Source organism: uncultured Aliivibrio sp., from assembly GCF_946479765.1.
GTDB lineage: Bacteria > Pseudomonadota > Gammaproteobacteria > Enterobacterales > Vibrionaceae > Aliivibrio.
The window spans coordinates 1-22282 of record NZ_CAMLHO010000001.1 but is presented as its reverse complement, the minus strand read 5'-3'; the positions used below and the strand labels follow the sequence as shown (position 1 = coordinate 22282).

The 22282-nt window shown below is 37.4% G+C and carries 24 protein-coding genes and 1 pseudogene; 15 read left to right on the top strand and 10 right to left on the bottom strand.

Going from position 1 to position 22282, the window contains the following annotated elements:
• Nucleotides 1–192 precede the first annotated feature (192 nt).
• The 7 genes from waaA to rfaD all read right to left on the bottom strand — a co-directional run bounded on the left by waaA (nt 193) and on the right by rfaD (nt 6669).
• Entirely contained in the window at nt 193–1461 is a 1269-nt protein-coding gene (gene waaA / locus Q1K78_RS00125) for a lipid IV(A) 3-deoxy-D-manno-octulosonic acid transferase (RefSeq protein ID WP_300173030.1), read from the bottom strand.
• 2 nt (nt 1462–1463) lie between these two features.
• The gene (locus Q1K78_RS00120) at nt 1464–1859 is read right to left on the bottom strand and encodes an adenylyltransferase/cytidyltransferase family protein (protein WP_300173027.1); all 396 of its coding nucleotides are present in this window, start codon (nt 1857–1859) and stop codon (nt 1464–1466) included.
• Between the two features lie 13 nt (nt 1860–1872).
• Nucleotides 1873–2601: a hypothetical protein gene (locus Q1K78_RS00115; protein WP_300173024.1), complete on the bottom strand. Its 729-nt coding sequence runs from the start codon at nt 2599–2601 to the stop codon at nt 1873–1875.
• Nucleotides 2591–3901 carry an O-antigen ligase family protein gene (locus Q1K78_RS00110; protein WP_300173021.1) on the bottom strand — a complete coding sequence of 437 codons (1311 nt, stop codon included), beginning with the start codon at nt 3899–3901 and terminating at the stop codon, nt 2591–2593. The genes Q1K78_RS00115 and Q1K78_RS00110 overlap by 11 nt, the downstream gene beginning before the upstream one ends.
• Complete coding sequence (waaF, locus tag Q1K78_RS00105; protein ID WP_300173018.1) at nt 3898–4923, bottom strand: lipopolysaccharide heptosyltransferase II; 1026 nt, start codon at nt 4921–4923, stop codon at nt 3898–3900. The genes Q1K78_RS00110 and waaF overlap by 4 nt, the downstream gene beginning before the upstream one ends.
• A gap of 12 nt (nt 4924–4935) precedes the next feature.
• On the bottom strand, nt 4936–5655 hold the full coding sequence (locus Q1K78_RS00100; protein WP_300173015.1) for a glycosyltransferase family 25 protein: 720 nt from the start codon (nt 5653–5655) through the stop codon (nt 4936–4938).
• Nucleotides 5656–5727: 72 nt separating this feature from the next.
• A complete protein-coding gene (rfaD, locus tag Q1K78_RS00095; protein ID WP_300173012.1) occupies nt 5728–6669 on the bottom strand; it encodes an ADP-glyceromanno-heptose 6-epimerase in 942 nt (313 codons plus the stop codon).
• A 160-nt stretch (nt 6670–6829) separates the two neighbouring features.
• Between rfaD and Q1K78_RS00090 the strand changes: the two genes are divergently transcribed.
• Together Q1K78_RS00090 and Q1K78_RS00085 are read left to right on the top strand one after the other, a co-directional pair.
• Nucleotides 6830–7474 (top strand): TetR/AcrR family transcriptional regulator, encoded by a 645-nt coding sequence (locus Q1K78_RS00090; RefSeq protein WP_300173009.1) that lies wholly within the window; start codon nt 6830–6832, stop codon nt 7472–7474.
• A gap of 178 nt (nt 7475–7652) precedes the next feature.
• On the top strand, nt 7653–8414 hold the full coding sequence (locus tag Q1K78_RS00085; protein WP_300173006.1) for a Wzz/FepE/Etk N-terminal domain-containing protein: 762 nt from the start codon (nt 7653–7655) through the stop codon (nt 8412–8414).
• 52 nt (nt 8415–8466) lie between these two features.
• On the opposite strand, the gene Q1K78_RS00080 is transcribed toward Q1K78_RS00085, so the two are convergent.
• The 3 genes and pseudogenes from Q1K78_RS00080 to Q1K78_RS00070 form a co-directional block, all read right to left on the bottom strand.
• Complete coding sequence (locus Q1K78_RS00080; RefSeq protein ID WP_300173003.1) at nt 8467–8808, bottom strand: hypothetical protein; 342 nt, start codon at nt 8806–8808, stop codon at nt 8467–8469.
• Between the two features lie 9 nt (nt 8809–8817).
• Nucleotides 8818–9210, bottom strand: a pseudogene (locus Q1K78_RS00075) (N-acetylmuramoyl-L-alanine amidase); the annotation flags it as partial.
• Nucleotides 9211–9214: 4 nt separating this feature from the next.
• Nucleotides 9215–9766: a hypothetical protein gene (locus Q1K78_RS00070; protein ID WP_300173000.1), complete on the bottom strand. Its 552-nt coding sequence runs from the start codon at nt 9764–9766 to the stop codon at nt 9215–9217.
• A 302-nt stretch (nt 9767–10068) separates the two neighbouring features.
• Here Q1K78_RS00070 and Q1K78_RS00065 point away from each other — a divergent pair, with 302 nt between their 5' ends.
• From Q1K78_RS00065 to rfbB, 13 genes are all read left to right on the top strand, one after another.
• On the top strand, nt 10069–10896 hold the full coding sequence (locus Q1K78_RS00065) for a helix-turn-helix domain-containing protein (protein WP_366899209.1): 828 nt from the start codon (nt 10069–10071) through the stop codon (nt 10894–10896).
• 28 nt (nt 10897–10924) lie between these two features.
• On the top strand, nt 10925–11233 hold the full coding sequence (locus tag Q1K78_RS00060) for a hypothetical protein (protein ID WP_300172994.1): 309 nt from the start codon (nt 10925–10927) through the stop codon (nt 11231–11233).
• Nucleotides 11234–11572: 339 nt separating this feature from the next.
• Nucleotides 11573–12763 (top strand): UDP-N-acetylglucosamine 4,6-dehydratase, encoded by a 1191-nt coding sequence (locus Q1K78_RS00055; protein WP_300172991.1) that lies wholly within the window; start codon nt 11573–11575, stop codon nt 12761–12763.
• A gap of 23 nt (nt 12764–12786) precedes the next feature.
• Entirely contained in the window at nt 12787–13938 is a 1152-nt protein-coding gene (locus tag Q1K78_RS00050) for a LegC family aminotransferase (RefSeq protein WP_300172988.1), read from the top strand.
• Nucleotides 13935–15095: a UDP-N-acetylglucosamine 2-epimerase gene (gene neuC, locus Q1K78_RS00045; RefSeq protein ID WP_300172985.1), complete on the top strand. Its 1161-nt coding sequence runs from the start codon at nt 13935–13937 to the stop codon at nt 15093–15095. Before Q1K78_RS00050 ends, neuC begins: the two co-directional genes overlap by 4 nt.
• Before the next feature lie 7 nt (nt 15096–15102).
• Nucleotides 15103–15990, top strand: a complete 888-nt coding sequence (locus Q1K78_RS00040; RefSeq protein ID WP_300172982.1) for a formyltransferase family protein — start codon at nt 15103–15105, stop codon at nt 15988–15990.
• A complete protein-coding gene (locus tag Q1K78_RS00035) occupies nt 15987–16655 on the top strand; it encodes a PIG-L deacetylase family protein (protein ID WP_300172979.1) in 669 nt (222 codons plus the stop codon). The genes Q1K78_RS00040 and Q1K78_RS00035 overlap by 4 nt, the downstream gene beginning before the upstream one ends.
• Nucleotides 16652–17725 (top strand): N-acetylneuraminate synthase, encoded by a 1074-nt coding sequence (neuB, locus tag Q1K78_RS00030; protein ID WP_300172976.1) that lies wholly within the window; start codon nt 16652–16654, stop codon nt 17723–17725. Before Q1K78_RS00035 ends, neuB begins: the two co-directional genes overlap by 4 nt.
• Nucleotides 17718–18362 carry an acetyltransferase gene (locus tag Q1K78_RS00025; protein ID WP_300172973.1) on the top strand — a complete coding sequence of 215 codons (645 nt, stop codon included), beginning with the start codon at nt 17718–17720 and terminating at the stop codon, nt 18360–18362. Before neuB ends, Q1K78_RS00025 begins: the two co-directional genes overlap by 8 nt.
• A gap of 15 nt (nt 18363–18377) precedes the next feature.
• On the top strand, nt 18378–19436 hold the full coding sequence (locus Q1K78_RS00020) for a nucleotidyltransferase family protein (protein ID WP_300172970.1): 1059 nt from the start codon (nt 18378–18380) through the stop codon (nt 19434–19436).
• Nucleotides 19437–19441: 5 nt separating this feature from the next.
• On the top strand, nt 19442–20422 hold the full coding sequence (locus Q1K78_RS00015; RefSeq protein WP_300172967.1) for a Gfo/Idh/MocA family oxidoreductase: 981 nt from the start codon (nt 19442–19444) through the stop codon (nt 20420–20422).
• A gap of 15 nt (nt 20423–20437) precedes the next feature.
• Nucleotides 20438–21133, top strand: a complete 696-nt coding sequence (locus Q1K78_RS00010; RefSeq protein WP_300172964.1) for an acylneuraminate cytidylyltransferase family protein — start codon at nt 20438–20440, stop codon at nt 21131–21133.
• A gap of 12 nt (nt 21134–21145) precedes the next feature.
• The gene (gene rfbB / locus Q1K78_RS00005) at nt 21146–22180 is read left to right on the top strand and encodes a dTDP-glucose 4,6-dehydratase (RefSeq protein ID WP_300172961.1); all 1035 of its coding nucleotides are present in this window, start codon (nt 21146–21148) and stop codon (nt 22178–22180) included.
• Nucleotides 22181–22282 lie beyond the last annotated feature (102 nt).

Genomic DNA, 22282 nt, shown 5'->3' with positions numbered 1-22282 from the left:
TATTTATGCAGTATCACTTTTTGAAAGAATCTTTAAACATGGGTAATAATAAATCTGCACCAAATATACTTAAATGATCGTCATCTAACTATTTAAAAGCAGTGACTTAATTTGATAATGAGGGGCAGTTACAGTTTGTTCTGGTGTTGGCTTTGTTATAACCAATGAGCCCGTTAATGTCGGTTCTAAATGTCATTGTAATTCTTCATTTATAATTGATATGGTTTTTGCAATAGCTCCAAGCTCATTGTTTATAAATCCTTTATAAATACACGTTAACTTAGCTCTAGACTCTTCTGTTGTGAATAATTCAGTAATGTATTTTTTAATTTCGTTATGTGATGAAGCGACTTTTATAGCTTCTTGGTTTAAAAGTTTTTCAACAATGTGAGTAAAATTAAAATAACTAGGCCCTGTTATCACCGGTACACCTAATGCGACAGGTTCTAATACATTGTGCCCACCGACTTTATCGCCAAGTAAGCTACCGCCCATAAAGCATACATCAGCCGCGCCGATCAGAACTAGCATTTCACCCATGGTATCGCCAAGATACACTTGAACATCTGAAGTCATTGGTTGATGTGATGTGCGTTTAATAGTATTTAAACCTGACGATTCACATAAATCAAAAATAGAATTAAAACGCTCAGGATGGCGAGGTACTAAAATGAGCAGAGCATCAGGAATAGTTTTCAGCAATTCTTGATGGGCAGTTAATACTTGCTCATCCTCACCTTTATGAGTACTGGCAGCAATCCAAATTGGGCGATTAGCTCCTAATGTATGGCGAAGTTGCTTTCCTGACTCAATAACCTCATCGGTGATCTCAATATCAAACTTAACAGACCCAGTAACATGTACTCGCTCTTTATCAATACCTAAAGCAATAAAGCGATCTGCATCATCTTGATACTGGCAGCAAACATGCGTTAAATGCTTTCCTAGCAGGTTAAAAATTGGTTGTATTTTTTTATAGCCTAAGTAGGACTTCTCAGATAATCGGGCGTTCAATATAGAAATAGGAATACCAAATTTAGCAACGGTATGCAGAGTGTTTGGCCACAGTTCCGTTTCCATGGTCAGCATTTTTTCAGGTTTTGTCGCTTTTAAAAAACCACGAACCGCAAAGCAAAAATCAATCGGCATGTATCTATGCTCAACCAATTCGCCTAGCTTTTCAATTTGTTCAGCACCTGTACTTGTCGTCGTCGTAACAAGAATAGGTTGCTCAGGGTTGTGCTTTTTTAATGCCTTAATAATCGGGGTAGCAGCAATAGCCTCACCAACAGAAACCGCATGAATCCAAATTGGAGGGTGTTTACTCTTTAACTGTGGAGTGCAACCAAAATGTTCTTTCCAGCGAGCCCCAAAAGCCGGTTTTCCTTCTTTTTTCTTGTAAAGAGAATAGAGAAGGAAGGGAGATAGAATCACTAAGATTATTGAGTAAATTAATTTCATAATTATATCTGTTTTACGATTTCAATTATTTCTGTTGTAGATATCGAAGGTGTTCTTGGAAAATAAATCACATCGCAAATATCATTAAATTCATCAAATTTTCCTTTCCAATCATCTCCCATCGCTAAAATATCTGCTTTATAATATTCTATATACTCTCTCTTTTTTTCTAATGAGTTTTCAATAAATACTTCATCAACAAAGCTAAGTGATTGTATTATTTTTAATCTGCTTTGTTGGTCATAAACAGGTAGGCGATTTTTTTTCGAAAAGTTAAGGTCATCGCTTGAGATGCCTACGATTAAGGTATTACCTAAAGAAGCACTGCGTTCCAATATATTTAGGTGACCAATATGAAAAATATCAAAGGTTCCAAATGTAATTACTCGCTTTCCCATAATATATTCCATTTTATAGTAAATTATATTTTCTCAAGTAAGCGATTAAATGCTTACTTTCACCACAATATGTAGCAGATGATATCTCATGAAATTGGTAATTATTGAAATCAATAAAATTTTCCGTTTTAGGAACATTCCAATCATGGCCATAATGCTTTTCAAAAATAGAGACAGGATCTTTAGGTATCCATAAGTTTAATTCAAATGATTTTTCTAATTCGATTTTAGGATAAGTTACAGAAAAGTGACTAGGGTAAGTTCTAACTTTAAGATTAGATTCAAATGATTTTTCTGATTTACTTTGCCTAAAGTTTGGACATAGATGAATGCTTTCATCTATGTTATTTTTTATTAAGAAAAAATCAACACTTACACCTTTATATTTGAAGCTTAATTCGACTAATTCATTATTTGCTATAGAAAAGCTACTTAGAATTAAACCATAGCTTTCAATGTCATTAATTAATTCAAAGTTAAAATATGATTTGTCATTAAGTGCAAAATCATAATCATCAGCATATAAAAAAGCATTATCTCGATGAATAGATAATAAGGTTCCAAACATAGGGTAAATAGGTTTATTTAAAGATGATATAATATCTAATATTTCACTAGATAAATACGAGTAATCCTTAGTCATAACCGTGATATGTTTATTGTTTTTACTTTTTACATAATTTCTAATCATTGAAATTAATGCGGTTTTTTTAAAGTAATGTTCAATTTGTTTAAGAATCATTATTATTACCACTATAATATAATGTTGAATGCAAGTAGCTAGTATATAATCCAGCTAGTACTATATTTATGATATATTCGCCGCTTTTCCAAAAGAAAAATGATTCGAAATTATTAATTACTAACCAATAAGTTATCAATAGGATAGAAATAAACATAATATCATTGTAATTTATATGCTCTGACTTTATAGCCGTTTTAATTATCCAAAAGTAAGCGAAATATATGATAAACAACCCAATAAATCCATAAGAAACAATCGTTTCAATATGGGAATTGTGCAGATGCCAGAATTTATTTTTTACCCATTGTGGTAAGCGAGGAGATTCTGAGATTACCAGCTCTCTTGCATCTTCACCAACACCTATTATAGGCGATTCTTCTATCCAAGGTATTGATTCAAGCCAGAAGTTAACGCGAATACCTATACTGGTATAGGGAATATGTTGGTAGTTACCATGAGTAATGGCTTGTAGTGTATTCGATTCTGAATTTATTCTGTTTTCTATTACTTGGTTTTGAGATAATATAAATAGAGAACTAAAAATAAACATTATAGATAATGTTATAGATTTTATATTTATTTTATTTTTCAAGTATAAATATACAAAGGGAGAGATAATTAAAACAATAAATAGTGATAACCAAACTTGTCTTGATTGACTGAAAATAGCGGTACTTAAACAAAACAGTGAGAGTGTAGTAATTGAAATAAGTAATGGGATTTTTATACTTAATCTACGTGAGAAATGATTTATGTTTGCGAGTAGATATAATGAAATTAAAAATAAAAAACCAGAAATCATGCCTGTATGCTGAGCATTATGGACATTGTAATCAATTCGTTGACCATTTAGGCCAAGAACAAACTCATGAATGAATGCATCACTTTTAACTATACAGGCGAGTAAAAAGCCAATTAGTGCGCAAAACCAATAAATTAAAATTTTCCTTTGATTACCACCTAACCAAAATGCAATGATGATGAAGTAAAAAATATTAAAAAATTTAAATATGTTAGGCGTGTCTTTTGCAAATTCAGGTATTTTATATAAAGAGTTAATCCAGCTTAATAATGTAATAAAAGATAATAAAAAAAACGAAATAACAATTTTATCTTTCATTAAACTTTTTCTATGTACATAGATAAAAGGGATACTACCTAAGAAAAATAGTGTTTGAAAAATATCACCTACTTCGCGAATTGAGTATTTAAAGATTGCAGCACCGCAAATGCTAACAAACATGAGATTTAAAAATGTTTTATTTACTATTAAGTTATTAATTTTATTTTCGTTCATAATAATTTTTTCAAAACTAACGTAGGTTCTAAATCTTTCAAACACTTCAAATGACCAAGAGGACACTCGCGCTTAAAACAAGGGCGACACTCAATATCAGTACCAACAATATCGACTTTTTCCGCTAACGGTGGCGTATATTTTGGTGATGTCGAACCATATACACCAACTACATGACAACCTACAGCAGCTGCAACGTGCATTAAGCCGGAGTCATTACTTACCACCGTTTTACAAGCTGCAAGTAGGTCAACTGCTTCAATTAAGCTTGTCTCTCCAGCAAGGTTAAATACTGATTTTTGATTGTCATAATTGACCAAAGACTTAATCGTCTCAGTTGTTTCTTTATCTTTAGCAGAACCAAATAACCATACTTGATGGCCTTGGTTAATCATCTCATTAGCAACGGCAGCATAATGATCAACAGGCCATTGTTTTGCTGGGCCAAACTCAGCACCAGGACATAAGCCAAGAACTGGCTTATCTGTCGTTAGATTAAATTTATCTAAAGTACTTTTCTGAATATCAGAATCAATGAAAAGTTTAGGCTTTGGTAAATTGTCTAAGCCACCTAACGAACTTGAATCAATCATGTCAATTTTTGAATGAGCTAAAGCAACATAACGCTCAACCATATACTGGAAAGCTTTTTTATTTGAGCGCAAATCATTTAGTAAGCCATAGCGCATTTCGCCTTTCCAACCTGTACGAGTTGGGATCCTTGCGAACCAAGGAATAAGTGCTGATTTTGCAGAGTTAGGGCAAATATAAGCGTGCGTATAGTTATTGTTTTTTAATTCTTTACCAAGTGCTCGACGACCTAAAATATTAAAATCACCATGGCCAAGTGGCATTTCAATTGCTTTATTAACTTCAGGCATTCTTTCTAGAATTGGTTTACACCAAGCAGGAGCCATGACATCAATAATAGCTTCTGGGTGTTGTTGTTTTAGCGTGATATACAGTGATTGCGACATCACCATATCACCCACCCATGATGGGCCAATAATTAGTATTTTCATTATACGTTCACATTAATAAGGTGGTTTTACTAAAAAATCTCGTATTTGTTCATATAATCGAAAGCATTCAATATAAATTTTATTTGCGATGGTAACGCCTGTTTTATCTTTGCGTGATGAGCCAATAGTTGATTCTATTTTTGCTCTTGCAACAAGATCTGGGCTTATACAATAAGTAATGACACCATGTTTATAGGGTTTTTCCATATAATCATCGACAGGCTCAATAAAAATATTAGCTTGTTTAATAAATAAACACGCAGCTTGAGGGCTAATAATATACCCCATAGTACCACAGGTACGACGAAAATAACGTATAACAGATAAATCTGTATTTATGCGTTCTATGGTTTTATATGCTTTCGGTTTTGTAGCACAAAGCTTTAAAAAATTATATTTTTTAGACAGTAATGATAATGTATTAAAGTAATGGAAAAATGCGTCAGTTAGACCGCAATTATCTTCTAATATTAAAATAGGTTTATTGGATAAAATACATTGCTCCCATGCTAATTTATGACTAGAAAAACAAGCAACTTCAGAATCGAGTAATTTATAGCCAAAGCGTTTCCGTGTTAATTGCTCATTGCGGAGTTCACTATTGGTAAAATCTGGAGTTAAAGCATCAACGGCGTCAATGAATTTAAATTCAATACCCATACCATCTAATTGTTTTTTAATGCGCTCACGACGGTCAACAGAACGTTTTAAGCTGATGATAAATATTTTCATATAACTCGGATACCCGAAAAAAATTGGATAATTTTAAAGAGACTAGTCTCTAGTCAGTAAAGCATATAGCTTCTACTTATTCACAATCGCCATATACTCAGCAACACCATCAGCTACTGACTTAAACTCAACATCACAACCCGCAGCGCGCAACTTAGTTAAATCGGCTTGCGTAAACTCTTGGTATGCCCCTTTTAAATGCTCAGGGAACGGAATACTTTGAACTTCGCCTTTACCGTGGTGCTTAATAACTGCATCTGCCACAGCACGGAATGGTTCCGCACGGCCAGTACCACAGTTGTAAATACCAGAGACGCCATTTTCCAAGAACCACAAGTTAACGGCTGCAACATCACCCACGTAAACGAAATCACGTTTAAATTGGTCACTGCCTTCAAATAATTTAGGCGCTTCACCTGCATTCATTTGGTTGTTTAAATGGAAAGCAACTGATGCCATAGAGCCTTTATGTTGCTCACGAGGACCATACACATTGAAGTAACGGAAACCGGTAATTTGAGAAACCGTTTCACCGTGTGCTTCTGCATCAGCCCATAGGCGACGAACGTAGTTATCAAACTGCTGTTTAGAATAACCGTAGACGTTTAATGCGCCTTCGTATTCACGCTCTTCAATGAAGGTATCGGTATCGCCATAAGTTGCCGCAGATGAAGCGTATAAGAATGGGATCTCACGTTCGATACAAAAATGAAGCACTTCTTTCGAGTATTCATAGTTGTTCATCATGATGTATTTACCATCCCACTCAGTCGTTGCAGAGCAAGCGCCTTCGTGGAAGATAGCATCAATCGTACCAAAGTCATCACCCGCCATGATCTGCGTAATGAAATCTTCTTTATCCATGTAATCAGTGATATCAAGATCAACTAGGTTCTTGAATTTTTTGCCATCTTTCAGGTTATCAACCACTAAGATATCGTTAAAGCCGTTGTCATTTAAAGACTTAATAATGTTGCTGCCAATCATGCCAGCGCCGCCAGTTACAATGATCATTTTGATACCACGATTAAATAAGATAATTGGTTGAATTGTAGCAAAGAAGAAGAAGAGGCGCTACGCTTGCGACCGCTCTTCACCCTAATTAACATTTCAGTTATACTTTCAGCTCGACGTAACTAAAGTCAAACCAATCAAATAAGGCGCACAAAGAGCTATGAAAACAAAAGATAGAATAATCCTCGGTGCCTTAACCCTCTTTAACCAAAATGGTGAACGTAGCGTTACTACCAATCACATTGCGGCACATCTTGAGATCAGCCCTGGTAATCTTTACTACCACTTTGGCAACAAAGAAGCGATCATCAACAGTATTTTTGATAACTACGCACAAGATCTAAAAGAGCGATTTCAGCCGATGGCGGAAGAAGAACAATCCTCGATGCCAAGTGTTCAAATAATGATGAGTTACCTTGATTCTATTTTTGAATTGATGTGGAACTACCGTTTTTTTTATGCCAATTTGCCGGATATTTTAAGCCGAGATGACGCATTAAAATTAAAATACGTAAAAGCGCAAGCAGCATTAAATGATAACTTAATTGCTATCATGAATAGCTTTCGTGATTCTGGTTTAATAGCTCTTGAAGATGATGAACTTAAATCACTGACCAAAACACTGCATTTGGTGGCTTCTTGTTGGATTAACTACCAAACGGCCTTGCTATCAGATAAAGAAATCACCGAAAACCTTATTTATCAAGGCGTGCTGCAAATGCTAAATGTCGTAAGACCAATGGCGACAGAGCAGGGTAGAGCGCAGATATTAGAGTTAGAAGCGCATTATAAGGGTAGATTATAGAATTCAGATCGGTCGAAAGCTCTCTTGCAGAGTTCAGAGGTATTCGCTGTAATTCCTAGATCTCAAGAATAACCGACACACTTAAAGTGAGTGTCTCGAAGTTATATACTTATTTTTATAGCATCTAGTTATGTACACTCGTATATAATTTACAAACAAAAACAAAATTTGGAATAATATGAATAATCAATCACCACAACAGTTTCAGCAATACCCTCAGCCGCCATCATTTCAGAATGATGAAATTGACTTAAAAGAGCTATTTTTAGCTCTATGGGCAGGGAAATTATGGATAATTGGTTTAACACTGTTGTTTGCTGCGGGCGCAACGGTATTTGCTCTAAGTCAACCAAATGTATATGAATCAAAAGCTGTGTTGGTGGTTGATGCGGATCCATATTCGGTCGGGTTAGATATTGGGCCAAAAGAAAATGAAGCGTTAATGGCTATTTCTGGAAAACCAGTCAAAGAGCGAATTCAAAAGGCCACAGATGTCTCTCTTGATCAATTGAATTTATTATCTATCAGTGGAAATGTTACGATCTCACAACAAGGACAAGACCCAGATTTTATCTTTAATAATGTTCAAGTGTTTACTCAACATATTAATAAAGCATTAGTGCAAATAGAATTAGAGAAAGCTGAACTTGCCTTATTGCCATTGAAAGATCTGATTAAAACAACCGATAGTATTGCGGTTAAAGGTGTTTTAGCTGAAAAATATGCACAACAAGTGTATAAGATTGCACTACTAAAAAGTCCAAATACAGATCTGATTCATGTAATTCAAGAGCCAGTAAAAGCCACTAGTCATATTAAACCAAAACGTGCATTGATCATTGTATTAGGCACTCTGCTTGGCGGTATGTTAGGTGTTGCGCTTGTTTTAATTAGATTCGCGTTTAGAAAAGAAGAAAGCGAACTAGAGACTGAAAACTAGACACTAAATAAGATCAAGAGCGGTAGTGACACTTCCGCTCTTGATCTTGCTTTTAGCGTTTCTTAGGCAACACTCCCCCCGTCAAATACAACCCAACCGCCGCCAACACCGGATAGCCAAACGCATCATTGATCATCACCCCAACATGCTGCCAATCATACCCATGCAAACTGCCCATAATAACCAAGCAATGCAACAACACATAAGGCACCGTAAACCACAACACAATATAACGCTGCACCAATTTAAACGGTTCATAGGCTTTCAACAGCGCCAACTTGTGCGTCGCTTTCTCTTCATTAGTAAATATGAGAGCATCCCCCGTATTGATAATGGACTCTATCCCTTTTTCAATCGCAGATTGACTCCCAAACAACCGACCAAAAAAACTCATCACTCCCTCCTAATTGATCACCATCACCGGACACGCTTTTCTGCTATCCCATTCGTTATGGCTCTTTACATTGCCATCCTTAATCTTAAATTTCCGTTGCAACTTAGCAATCAAACCAAAGAGCGCCTTACGCTGCACAAGAGTAAAGTTGTCTTGCGCTTGCAATGCCTCATCATAACCACCGATTAAACAGATCCCGATATTGCCTTTATTATGCCCACGCACATGAGCCCCCATTTTAGAGAGCGGCCTCCCTTGTTGAACCACACCACAACGACGGATAACAAAATGATAGCCGACATCACTCCAGCCTCGTGCCAGATGCCATTGACGGATTTCATTCACCCCAATATCAACGCCAGCTTGGGTAGCACTGCAATGCACCGTAATGTGGCTTAATGGTGTATTACGCATTTTTAGTGCCCTCGATAATGTCACCCATATCGCTATCAAGCGCCTCTTCAAAGGCAACGTAATGTTGAGCTAACCACGCATATTCATCAGTCACCGAGGTGATCAACGCCGCTTCAAGAACATCGCAAGAATAAGACGCACCATAACAACGTATCGCCTCTGAGATAGACACCGCCCGAGATAACTCCGCCTTATTGTGTTCACTGTTTAGCACCGCATCGGTTAGCAAAAAATAGAGCGTTGCCAGCACCACGGCATGCTGGTTTTTCTGATGAAAAGGCAAAAGAACATACATATGTTGATGAACAGCCCGGACCAATGCCGAGAAATAGCAAGGTTCGGTATCTACCCAACGTAAATACGCCACATAAAACCCAAGAGGGTAAGCGCGCTTCACATCACTCAAGTGGTTTAAAAAATCATCACGAGTAGGGGAAAAAGCCGGACCATCTTGATGAGAGAAAAATGGGTCTCCTTGATGAGTTTCAATACTGGCAGACGTAGCAGAATAAAGAGCAATGAATCTGGGTATCGCTTTGGTCATAACACCTCCTTTGGTGTGGTTTCACTGTAAACACGTACAGCAGCAGACCCACTGTATTGTGATATTAACGAGAGGGGATAAATAAAAAATAAAATTTTAGCCTGATGAAAAACAGAGCATGTGCATAAATAAAAACAGAAAAAAGGGATGTGTAAAAAGTGTTGCATTGTGTGTTTTATGAGTGACTAGAGGGTTTTCTATGTGACGGTGTTAACTAAGTAACACCAAATGAGAAGTGCGCACCAAAACAGTCCGAAGCAGATAAAAAAGCAATCCCTCATTGGAGTATCTCCCGTTAAGTCATGAGTCATGATTTATATGAGGAGCAACAGATGAGTCACCATTTAGTCTCGGCGTGCATGGCGCTAAAAACCGGGTCACCCATTAGCAAGTTGGTGTTGTTAAAGCTGGCAGACAACGCCGATGTGCACGGCATGTGCTTTCCTTCCTACGATTACCTCGCACAATATTGTGAGCTCTCTATCCGTACCGTAAAAAATCACATCAAACAATTAGAAACGCTAGGGTTTGTCGAACGAATAAAACGCTTCGATAACAGAGGGCGACAACGAAGCAACTTGTATCAATTACGCATTCCCAAAGACAGCCACATTGAGGTGTGCAGCTTACGCACCAAGGAGGAGGAAACTCTCGCACCCACAGAGGGGGCAGAAATGGCACCCATAAGCAATCAGAAAGAAAAAAAGAAAGAGAAACAGAAAGAACAACAAGTATCCCCCGTTATCAATTTGCCAACCACACAAGGAGAACAAGCCATTTACGATGAGTTTTATCAGGTATTAGTACAAAGCTATTCTACGATTAATGTAATGGATGAGCTCAATGCCATGCGCGCTTGGTTATTCGTTAACCCTAAAAAACAGCGTCCGCCGGAGCATTTAGGACATTTTGTTAATAACTGGCTACGCCGCAGTGCTAAAGCAAAACAATCCCCCACGGTAAAGACTCGTTATCCGCCGACCAACATTTTAGCGCCAACCACGGACCTACCAATAAGAGCCATTGATACCTTAGTGGAAGCGCACAGACAAAGTGGCATGAAAGAGCCGATAGAGCAGCGTATTCAAGCCATGTTGGAGAGAACATCAAGTAAGAAAAGACAAAAATAAGACCGAATAAATAAGCGAGGGACCGCGAATGAAAATGCTAACACAATATGAAAAACAACAAATTTTAGCGAGGCATATTACATCGGCGAATGGCCGTCCAAGGGAAATGTTAGAGGTAATGCAGGAAGCCTACCCGACACCCATAAGCAAAGCGTACATTTGTCATCAACTATCAATGAGCGGTGAATACGCATTTCGCTCTGTATTGAGAAATGCAGGTATTTTTATTGATATAGAAGTCATTAATGAGCCAGATAAACCCACAATGTATCGGTTAGGAAGCCAATGCATACAGAGCGCGCAAATACGCATAATATTACAAACAATGGCGAATTAAAGAATAATGTTAATAAATAAAACAAGGTGAATTATATGAAGAAATAAGATAAAATTCAGCGCTAAAATGCAGAAGACTAGAGATTAGTTCGCTTCGCTACTATAAGAGTAGAAGCAGTGTCTCTGGTCTTTTTTTGCCAAAACACACATCAATGAATTACATGCGCTAGGGATGCGCGATAACCTGCGGGCGGTAGCGTGTCTGGATACCCTTATTCTTGCATTAGCTTCATACTCTTCTATATGCCATAGCGTCCATTCTAGTAAATAGTACTGCTGCTAGATAATTATTGTTTTTGGCACTTTATTCACTGGATTTTTCAGCATTAGGGAAACTGTAATGAGCAATATTTTACCGTTAATTGGCCGTAATAAAGATTTATTTGCATTAGATATTAATAGCCATAATGAAGAGCTAAAAAATATAGTCTCTCAATCTAGCTTCCTTGTTCTTGGTGGCGCAGGCTCAATCGGCCAAGCTGTGACAAAAGAGATCTTCAAGCGTAACCCTCAAAAGCTACATGTTGTTGATATCAGTGAAAATAACATGGTTGAACTGGTTCGAGATATTCGCAGTTCATTTGGTTACATCAATGGTGATTTTCAAACCTTCGCGTTAGATATCGGTTCTATTGAATATGATGCGTTTATCAAATCTGACGGTCAGTATGATTATGTATTGAATTTGTCTGCACTCAAGCATGTACGTAGCGAAAAAGATCCATTTACCTTAATGCGCATGATTGATGTAAACGTATTTAATACAGACAAAACTATTCAACAATCGATTGATGCAGGTGCTAAAAAATATTTCTGTGTATCGACCGATAAAGCGGCAAATCCTGTCAACATGATGGGCGCTTCAAAGCGTATTATGGAAATGTTCCTAATGCGTAAGAGTGAAGACATTACTATTTCTACCGCTCGCTTTGCTAATGTCGCTTTTTCTGATGGATCTCTGCTTCACGGTTTTAATCAGCGAATTCAAAAGAACCAACCGATTGTGGCGCCAAATGACATCAAACGTTATTTTGTTACTCCACAAGAGTCAGGTGAACTGTGTTTAATGTCGTGTATTTTTGGTGAAAACCGAGACATCTTCTTCCCTAAATTAAGCGAAGCACTGCATTTAATTTCGTTCGCAGATATTGCGGTAAAATATCTTAAGCAAATTGGTTATGAACCTCATTTATGTGAAAGTGAAGATGAAGCTCGCAAATTAGCTAAAACATTACCTGCTCAAGGTAAGTGGCCATGTTTATTTACCTCTAGTGATACTACTGGTGAAAAAGATTTTGAAGAGTTTTTCACTGATAAAGAAACACTAGATATGGCGCGATTTGATAATTTAGGTATTATTAAAAATGACCCACTTTATCAACAAGAACTACTTGAGCTGTTTGAACAAAAAATAGGTCAAATGAAGACAGATCGACAGTGGACTAAAGAAGAAATCGTACAGTTATTCTTTACCATGATCCCTGATTTTGGGCACAAAGAAACAGGCAAGTACCTTGATAGCAAAATGTAATTAAGAAAGTAGAGATCTGAGTAATGAGTAAAACACCACTAGTTGAGTTTGTGCGAGATATTTATCAAACTAATGACTTTATTCCACTGCATGCCCCAACGTTTGATGGCAATGAGCAGAAGTATGTTCTAGAAACCATTCAAAGTACTTTCGTATCTAGCGTTGGTAAATTTGTAGATGAATTTGAACAGAAAATAGAATCCTATACAGGAACAGCAAAAGCGGTTGCGACGGTTAATGGAACCGCTGCGCTTCATGCTGCCTTGTATATGGCAGGCGTTCAGCATGGTGATTTTGTTATTACTCAAGCGCTTACTTTTGTCGCAACCTGTAATGCATTACATCACATGGGCGCAAAACCAATATTTGTCGATGTATCACCTGTAAGTTTAGGGCTTTGTCCTAAAGCGATGGATGAGTATTTAACTCAACATGCGCAAGTAACGGATAGCGGCTGTATTCATACACAAACCAAACGTCCAATTCGTGCGGTTGTACCAATGCACACTTTTGGTCACCCTGTTGAATTGGATGAATTGATTGCTGTTTGTCATAAATGGAATATTACCTTAGTTGAAGATGCCGCTGAAAGTTTAGGCTCTTTTTACAAAGGTAAACATACGGGTACGTTAGGCGATTTTGGTGCGGTTAGTTTTAATGGTAATAAAATCATTACAACTGGTGGCGGCGGCATGGTGCTATGCAAAACAACAGAGCTTGGTGCTCGAACAAAGCACGTGACGACAACTGCAAAAGTACCGCACCCTTATGAGTTCTATCATGATGAAGCAGGTTTTAATTATCGAATGCCAAATCTAAATGCGGCATTAGGCTGCGCTCAGATGGAAGTCTTGGATCTATACTTAGCTCAGAAGCGAGTATTGGCAAATCGCTATCAAGAATTTTTTGCGAAAAGTGACTTTCAGTTTGTAGTTGAGCCTGAATATGCGCAGTCTAATTACTGGTTAAATGCAGTGATTTGTCCGTCAGTAGCAACTCGTGATGAACTTTTAAAACAAACCAATGAATCTGGTGTGATGACTCGTCCAATTTGGCAATTAATGCATCGTTTACCTATGTTTAAAGATGCCCCTCGTGGTGATTTAACTCAGTCTGAGCATATTGAAGCACACTTGATTAATTTACCTAGTTCACCAAGAGATATAAATAGATGAGAAAAATAGCCATTTTTACTGGAACTAGAGCTGAATATGGACTGTTGTATTGGATTATTAAAGGGATCGCAGAGTCAGAGCAAGTTGAGCTTCAACTTTATGTCGGTGGCATGCATTTATCACCTGAGTTTGGTAAAACAGTACAGCAAATTGAAAATGATGGTTTTCCTATAGCAGAAAGATTAGAATTTTTATTATCATCAGATACAGCGGTTGGTATAACAAAATCGATGGGCTTAGCTTTAATTAGTGCAGCTGATGCATTTGAAAGAACAAAACCTGATTTATTGGTTGTTTTAGGCGATCGATTTGAATCAATGGCTATTTGCCAAGCTGCGATGGTTGCTCAAATACCTATTGCTCACATTCACGGAGGGGAAACTACTGAGGGGTTGATCGATGAAGCGGTTAGGCATTCTATAACTAAAATGTCACATTTACACTTTACCGCGACAGAGGAATATCGTCAGCGGGTTATTCAACTCGGAGAGCAACCGGATAAAGTTTATAACGTTGGTGCACCAGGTATCGATAGTATAAAAAGGTTAAATTTACTTTCACTTAATGCTCTTTCGGATTCAATTGATTTTGATATTGTCTCGTCACCTTATATGGTTGTGACATATCACCCAGTGACCTTAAGTAAAGATGGAGCGGTAACAGCATTAAAAAACCTTTTAAGCTCGTTACGAGATTACCCTAAACATAAATTTATTATTACATATCCTAATGCAGATACTCATGGACGTGTATTAATTGAGCTGCTCGATGAGTTTAAGAAAGAATTTCCTGATAGGGTGTTACTTGTTCAATCATTGGGGCAATTACGTTATTTAAGTGCTCTTCAATATTGTGACTTAGTTATTGGTAATTCTTCTAGTGGTTTAATTGAAGTGCCTACATTTAAGGTTCCGACGGTTAATATAGGGAATCGGCAAAAAGGGCGTATTGCTGGTGATACGGTGATTCACTGCAAAGGAGACGAGAATTCTATTTTATCTTCAATCCAATTAGCATTATCAGCAGAGTTTAAGCAGCAATGTGATCTAACTAATAATCCATATGGTTCTGGGGAGGCATCTGATCGTATATTAGATGTTATTCTTAATGTCGAATTAGAAAATTTAATATATAAAAAATTCTATGATATCAAGTAGGTATGGTATGAAAGTTGGGCTAATTGGTTGTGTAGATTCGAGTGAAATGGCTTTAAAAACACTTTTAAGCATTGACGGTTTGGATGTTGCAGCTGTTGTTACTCGCGAGCAGTCAGCAGTTAATGCTGATTTTTGTGATTTAAGTAAAATATGTAAAGTAAATCAGATCCCTTATCATTTTGAAAACCCTAAAGAGCGGTATTTATCAATAGAGTTTTTACAGAAGTATGATTTAGATGTGGTTTATTGCGTTGGTTGGAGTTATCTATTAAATGAAGATTTATTGTCTTTACCAAGAATGGGAGTAATTGGTTTTCATCCAGCTAAATTGCCCCAGAATCGCGGACGTCATCCTATTATTTGGGCTCTAGCTTTAGGGTTAGAAGAAACGGCATCAACATTTTTTAAAATGGATACTGGGGCCGATTCAGGCCCGATACTTAGCCAAGTAAATATTACGATTGATTCTAGTGATAACGCTAAATCTCTTTATGCAAAAATATTAAATGTTGCTGAGGTGCAAATTAAAAAAATCTCCTTAGATTTAATGCGAGGATCTGCTGTTTTTAAAGAGCAAGATCATATGAAAGCGACATATTGGCGAAAAAGAAGCCGAAAAGACGGTAATATAGATTTTCGTATGACTGCTGAGGGAATTCATGATTTAGTTAGAGCATTAGCACCCCCTTACCCTTGTGCTGAGTTTTTATTAGTAGATGAATATATTTTGGTACCTAAAAGCACTCTTGTTTTGACGGAGTTTCCTCAGAATATTGAACCGGGAAAAGTGTTGGATAAGAGTGATGATGGGATCTTAGTAAAAACTCACAATAAAAGTGCGATTTGGCTTCAAGGGTTTGATACGGAAAAAATTGAGATTGGACAATTCCTATGAAAAAAGTACTTGTTGTAGCTCCTCATGCTGATGATGAAACGCTAGGGTGTGGTGGAACAATACTTAAGTTTATTAGCTTGGGCTATGAAGTGCATTGGCTTCTTGTTACAGGAATGAGTATTCAATCTGGTTTTTCCCCATCTCAAATTGAAAAAAGAGATTGTGAAATTAAGGACGTTGCAAAAGCATATGGATTTACAGGGGTTCACCAATTGATGCTCCCTCCTGCTCGTTTAGAAACGTTACCCATGGGGGATATAATTGGTCCAATATCTAAGATCGTTTCTGATGTTAAACCCGAGCAAGTATTTTCGGTTTACCGTAATGATGCACATAGTGATCATGAAATCGTATTTGATGCCGTTATGTCGGCAACTAAATCTTTTCGCTATCCGTTTGTTAAACGAGTTTGTGCTTATGAAACTATCTCTGAAACGGATTTTGGAATGAAGCCTGAAGATGGTGGTTTCAGACCAAATGTATATGTTGATATTGATGGTTTTTTAACTAAAAAATTAGATATTTTAGAAATATTTGAATCAGAAGTGCATAAGTTTCCATTTCCTCGTTCACGTAAAGCTTTAGAATCTCTTGCTTATGTTCGTGGTTCTCAATGTAATGCAGAAGCAGCGGAAGCATTTATGTTAATTAAGGAAATTTTATGACACTAATTATTGCAGAAGCTGGCGTTAACCATAACGGTGATGAAACCCTTGCCTTTCAACTTGTAGATGCGGCATATCATGCTGGCGCAGACATTGTTAAATTTCAAACATTTAAAGCGAAGAATTTAGTAACGGAAGATGCAGTTCAAGCAGAATACCAAGTAACTAATACTCAAAAGCAAGAATCACAATTAGCGATGTTAAGTCGATTAGAGCTTTCGTATGATGTTCACCATCAGCTAGTTAAGCATTGTGAATCGTTAGGTATTGAATTTCTTTCAACCGCGTTCGATTCTGAAAGTTTAGATTTTTTAGTGAATGATTTAGGCTTAACGCGTTTAAAAATTCCATCGGGTGAAATTACCAATGCGCCATTGGTTTTAGAACACGCTCGTACCGGGTGTGATTTGATTGTATCGACTGGTATGGCAACCTTGTCAGAAATTGAAGCGGTATTAGGTGTTATCGCCTTTGGTTATATAGCAGATAAAGCAGCAGAGCCAAGTGAGTTAGCTTTTCAGCAAGCTTATGCTTCAGAGCAAGGTCAAAAAGCACTAAAACAGAAAGTAACGATCTTACATTGCACAACAGAATACCCAGCCCCAATGGCTGAAATTAATCTCAAAGCAATGGATACTTTAGGTCGTGCATTTGAGTTACCTGCTGGATATTCAGATCACAGTGCAGGGATCACCATTCCAATTGCTGCTGTTGCTCGTGGTGCAGTCTTAATTGAAAAGCATTTTACGTTAGATCAAAACATGGAAGGCCCTGATCATAAAGCCTCTTTAGAGCCTCAAGAATTAACGGCGATGGTAAACGCAATACGCCAAGTTGAAGTGGCTTTAGGTGTTGGGGTGAAAAGCCCAACCGTATCAGAAGTAAAAAACAAAGCCGTTGTACGTAAAAGTTTAGTGGCAGCGAAAGCTATTCAACAAGGTGAGCTTATTACAGAAGATAACCTCACAATTAAACGTCCAGGGTCAGGCATGTCTCCTTATCGTTACTGGGGGCTATTAAATAAATCTGCAAGTAAGAGTTATCAAGTTGGTGATTTAATTGTTGAGTAATCCTGAGGTAAAGCCTCTTGTTATTATTGGCGGAGGAGGGCACGCAAGTGTCTTAGTCGATATCCTTCGCTCACAACAGCGTAAAATTCTTGCTATTGTTAGCCCCGAGGATATTAGTCAGCGTCGTGTTTTTTCTGGCCTAACACATCTTAAAAATGATGACGATGTACTTGGTTTTTCACCAGACTCTGTACATTTAGTGAATGGCGTAGGTATGCTCCCTAAGTCAGGACTAAAACGCAAACTGAATGAGTATTTTATATCTCTTGGATATTCATTTGAAACCGTGATTTCTGATAGCGCTCAAGTATCCTCATTTGCTGAGATAGAGCAAGGTGCTCAAATTTTTTCAGGGGCTATCATTCAAGCGGGGGCAGTGATTGGTGCCCACACTATTATTAATAGTGGTGTAATTATTGAGCATGACTGCATGATTGGTCAGTATAACCATATTGCTCCTAAAGCAATATTATGTGGTCAAGTGACGACTCATAATAATGTTTATATTGGAGCAAACGCGACTGTGATTCAAAACATTACGCTTGAGCAAGGTTCGATTGTAGGTGCGGGTGCTATAGTGACTAAAAATATATCTTCTGAACAAATCTGCTATCCAAGCCGTTCGGTATTGAAATAAGTAATAAGGTAAGTCATGAGTTATTCTTGGAAAAAAATATTATTACAACCAGAATCTACCGTTGTTGATGCTCTTAGAGTCATTGATAGCGAAGCATTACGAATTGCGTTAGTTGTTAATGATGAACAGCAACTATTAGGTGTGGTAACTGATGGTGATATTCGTAGAGGTATCTTAAATAACTTACCTTTAGATACTTCTGTTGTAGATATCATGAGTTGTTCACCTATTACTGCCCCTGCAAGCACAGCAAAAGAGCAATTGGTCAAATTAATGGAGAGCAAAGGCATTCTTGCAATACCATTAATGGAAGACAATAAGGTTGTAGGCTTAGAAACATTACATAACTTATTTGAAGAAAAAACCTACCATAATCCTGTTTTCATTATGGCTGGTGGTTTTGGTACACGTTTGCGCCCTCTAACAGATACTTGCCCTAAACCGATGCTTAAAATTGGTAATAAGCCAATTTTAGAAACGGTGATTCGTAGCTTTATTAAAGCCGGTTTCGTGAATTTCTATATATCTACACACTACATGCCTGAACAAATTCAGAACCATTTTGGTGATGGATCTGATTTAGGCGTAAAGATCAGCTATGTTCATGAAGATTCACCATTAGGTACTGGTGGGGCGCTTGGTTTACTTCCTGATGACTTACCACAAGATTTACCGTTAATAATGATGAATGGCGATGTACTTACCAAGGTCGATTTTGAACGTCTATTGGATTTCCATACAGAAAACCAAGCGGATGCAACCATGTGTGTTCGTGAGTATGATTATCAAATACCTTATGGGGTGATCAATGGTGAAGGAAATAAAATCACCAGTATGGTAGAGAAGCCAATTCAACGTTTCTTTGTTAATGCTGGTATTTATGTCGTGTCGCCACGTGTGATCCAGTCGGTTCCTGAAAATTACCATATTGATATGCCAACATTGCTAGAACAGCATATGAATGAGCGCGATAACATTCTTATGTTCGCTATTCATGAATATTGGCTAGATATCGGACGTATGGATGATTTTAATCGTGCACAAGCGGATATTCATACTTTGGGACTGGATTAATTATTATGCATCACACCATCATGAGTAAAGTTGCCGTTATTGGATTAGGGAATATAGCGACTCGCCACCGTCGTAATTTGAAGAGCCTATTTCCGAATGTTGAATTATTGGTTATGTCGGCAAGTGGACGTATACCGAGAGAAGAAATTAGTGATAGCGATGGTATTGTAACTAGCATTGAGGCTTTAATTGAAGCTAATGTTGAGTTAGTTATTGTTGCATCACCAGCCCCTTTTCATGCTCAGCATTCAATACCCTTGATTAAAGCAGGAATTCCGACCTTAATTGAAAAGCCAGTAACGACTACTCGTGAAGATGCTAATGCAATTAAAAAAGCGATAGATGAATATGGAACACCTGTGGCTGTCGGTTATTGTTTACGTTATCTTCCTTCGGCTCAGAAGCTGAAAATATTATTAGATAATAAAGCTATCGGTACCTTATATAATGCGCATATCGAGATAGGGCAATACCTTCCTGATTGGCGTCCAAGCAAAGACTATCGAGAGTGTGTTTCTGCAAATGAAAAGCTTGGTGGTGGTGCTTTATTTGAGCTTAGTCATGAGCTTGATTACGCCCAATGGTTGTTAGGTCCATTAGATCTCCAGCATGCTATTTTACGCTCATCTGATGAATTAGATCTTCAAGTCGAAGATATGGCTGATATTTTAACGTTAACAGAGTCAGGTGCCGTAACAAGCATTCATCTTGATTTTCTACAGCGTAAAGCGCATCGCCAATGCAGCTTTGTTGGTAGTGAAGGACGTATTGATTGGGATCTTATTAAGAATCAATTAACGCTTATAACAGCAGCAGAAACAAAGGTTCTTTATAGTGAACCCGAGTGGGATAAAAACCAAATGTATCTGGCAATGGTGACTGATTTCATTCAAATGATTCAGCAACAACCTCATAATTGTATTGCAGTGAATGAAGCTTCATTAACCGTCGATTTCATTAGTCAAATAAAACAGAAAGCTTGTTAATAATAGAGAAATTAAATGAAAAATTTTGCATTCATTTTTGCTCGTGGAGGCTCAAAAGGCCTACCAGGTAAAAATATTAAGCCGCTAGCAGGCAAGCCGTTATTACAATATTCTGTTGATACAGCGATTGCTTCTCCGTCAATTGATAAAGTATTTGTCTCAACGGATGACAGTGATATAGCAAAAGTTGCGGTTGAATCAGGCGCTATTTTAATTGAAAGACCTGCTGAACTCGCTACAGATACAAGCCCTGAATGGCTCTCTTGGCGTCATGCCATTGAATGGGCTGAAGAGCATTACGGCAAATTTGATGGTTTTGTGAGTTTGCCAGCGACAAGCCCTTTACGTGCTGTTGAAGATGTAGAAGCTGCAATAGAAAAGCGTAGCAAAGTAGATGCCGATATTTGTATTTCAGTGACACCAGCAAGCCGTAGCCCTTTCTTTAATATGGTAAAAGAGACACAAGATGGTTTTGTTGAATTAGTAAATAAACCAAAATCAGATGTCACTCGTCGTCAAGATGCCCCTGAAGTATTTGATATCACAACTGTTGTTTATGCAACAACGCCAGGTTTTGTATTAAATAACTATGGATTGTTCACAGGGAAAGTAATTAGCATTGAAGTACCTAAAGTACGAGCTGTGGATATTGATGATATTTATGATTTTAGAATGGCGGAAGCAATTATTTCTGAGCTGGCTATTAATTAAAAAGAACTTAAAATGAAAATACTAGTAACTGGCGGTGCCGGATTTATCGGTTCTGCAGTAATAAGACATATAATAAACAATACAAATGACTCTGTTGTTAATGTTGACAAGCTTACTTATGCAGGGAATTTAAACTCATTGGTTGACATTGCAGAAAGTAGTAGATATAGCTTCGAAAAAGTTGATATTTGTGACCGAGCAGAATTAGACCGTGTTTTTTCTGAGCATAAACCAGATGTGATTATGCACTTAGCTGCAGAGTCTCATGTTGATCGTTCAATTGATGGTCCTGCAGCTTTTATTGAAACAAATATAGTAGGTACTTACACATTACTTGAATCTGCCCGTCAGTATTGGTTAGGGTTGAGTGAACAGAAAAAATGCTCTTTTCGTTTCCATCATATCTCGACAGATGAGGTTTATGGTGATCTAGAGGGAACAACCGATTTATTCACTGAAACTACCGCTTATGAGCCAAGTAGTCCCTATTCAGCGTCTAAAGCATCAAGTGATCATCTTGTTCGTGCTTGGTTACGCACTTACGGGTTACCAACCATTATTACTAACTGCTCTAACAATTATGGTCCTTACCATTTTCCAGAAAAGCTTATTCCGCTTGTTATATTAAATGCATTAGAGGGAAAGCAACTACCGATATATGGTAAAGGTGAGCAGATACGTGATTGGCTATACGTTGAAGACCATGCTCGTGCACTTTATAAAGTCGTTACCGAGGGAGATGTAGGTGAAACCTATAATATTGGTGGGCATAATGAGAAACAGAATATAGAAGTTGTAGAAGCTATTTGTGATCTACTCAATGAATTAGTTCCTCAAGAACAAGATTACAAAGAGCAAATCACATTTGTTAAAGATAGACCTGGTCATGATGTTCGTTATGCTATTGATGCAAGTAAAATTGAGCGAGAACTTGGCTGGAAACCCGTAGAAACATTTACAACAGGATTACGTAAGACTGTTGTATGGTATTTAGAAAATATGGTATGGGTCCAAGGGGCGTTGTTGACTAAATCAGGGAACCTTTAGTAAATCTTGTGATCAGATCATTATCACTGATTTTAAAAGGTTCATTAGATGGGAAAGTCGAAGAATAAAATCACAAATTGGCCAGCGTATAACCGTGCGTTA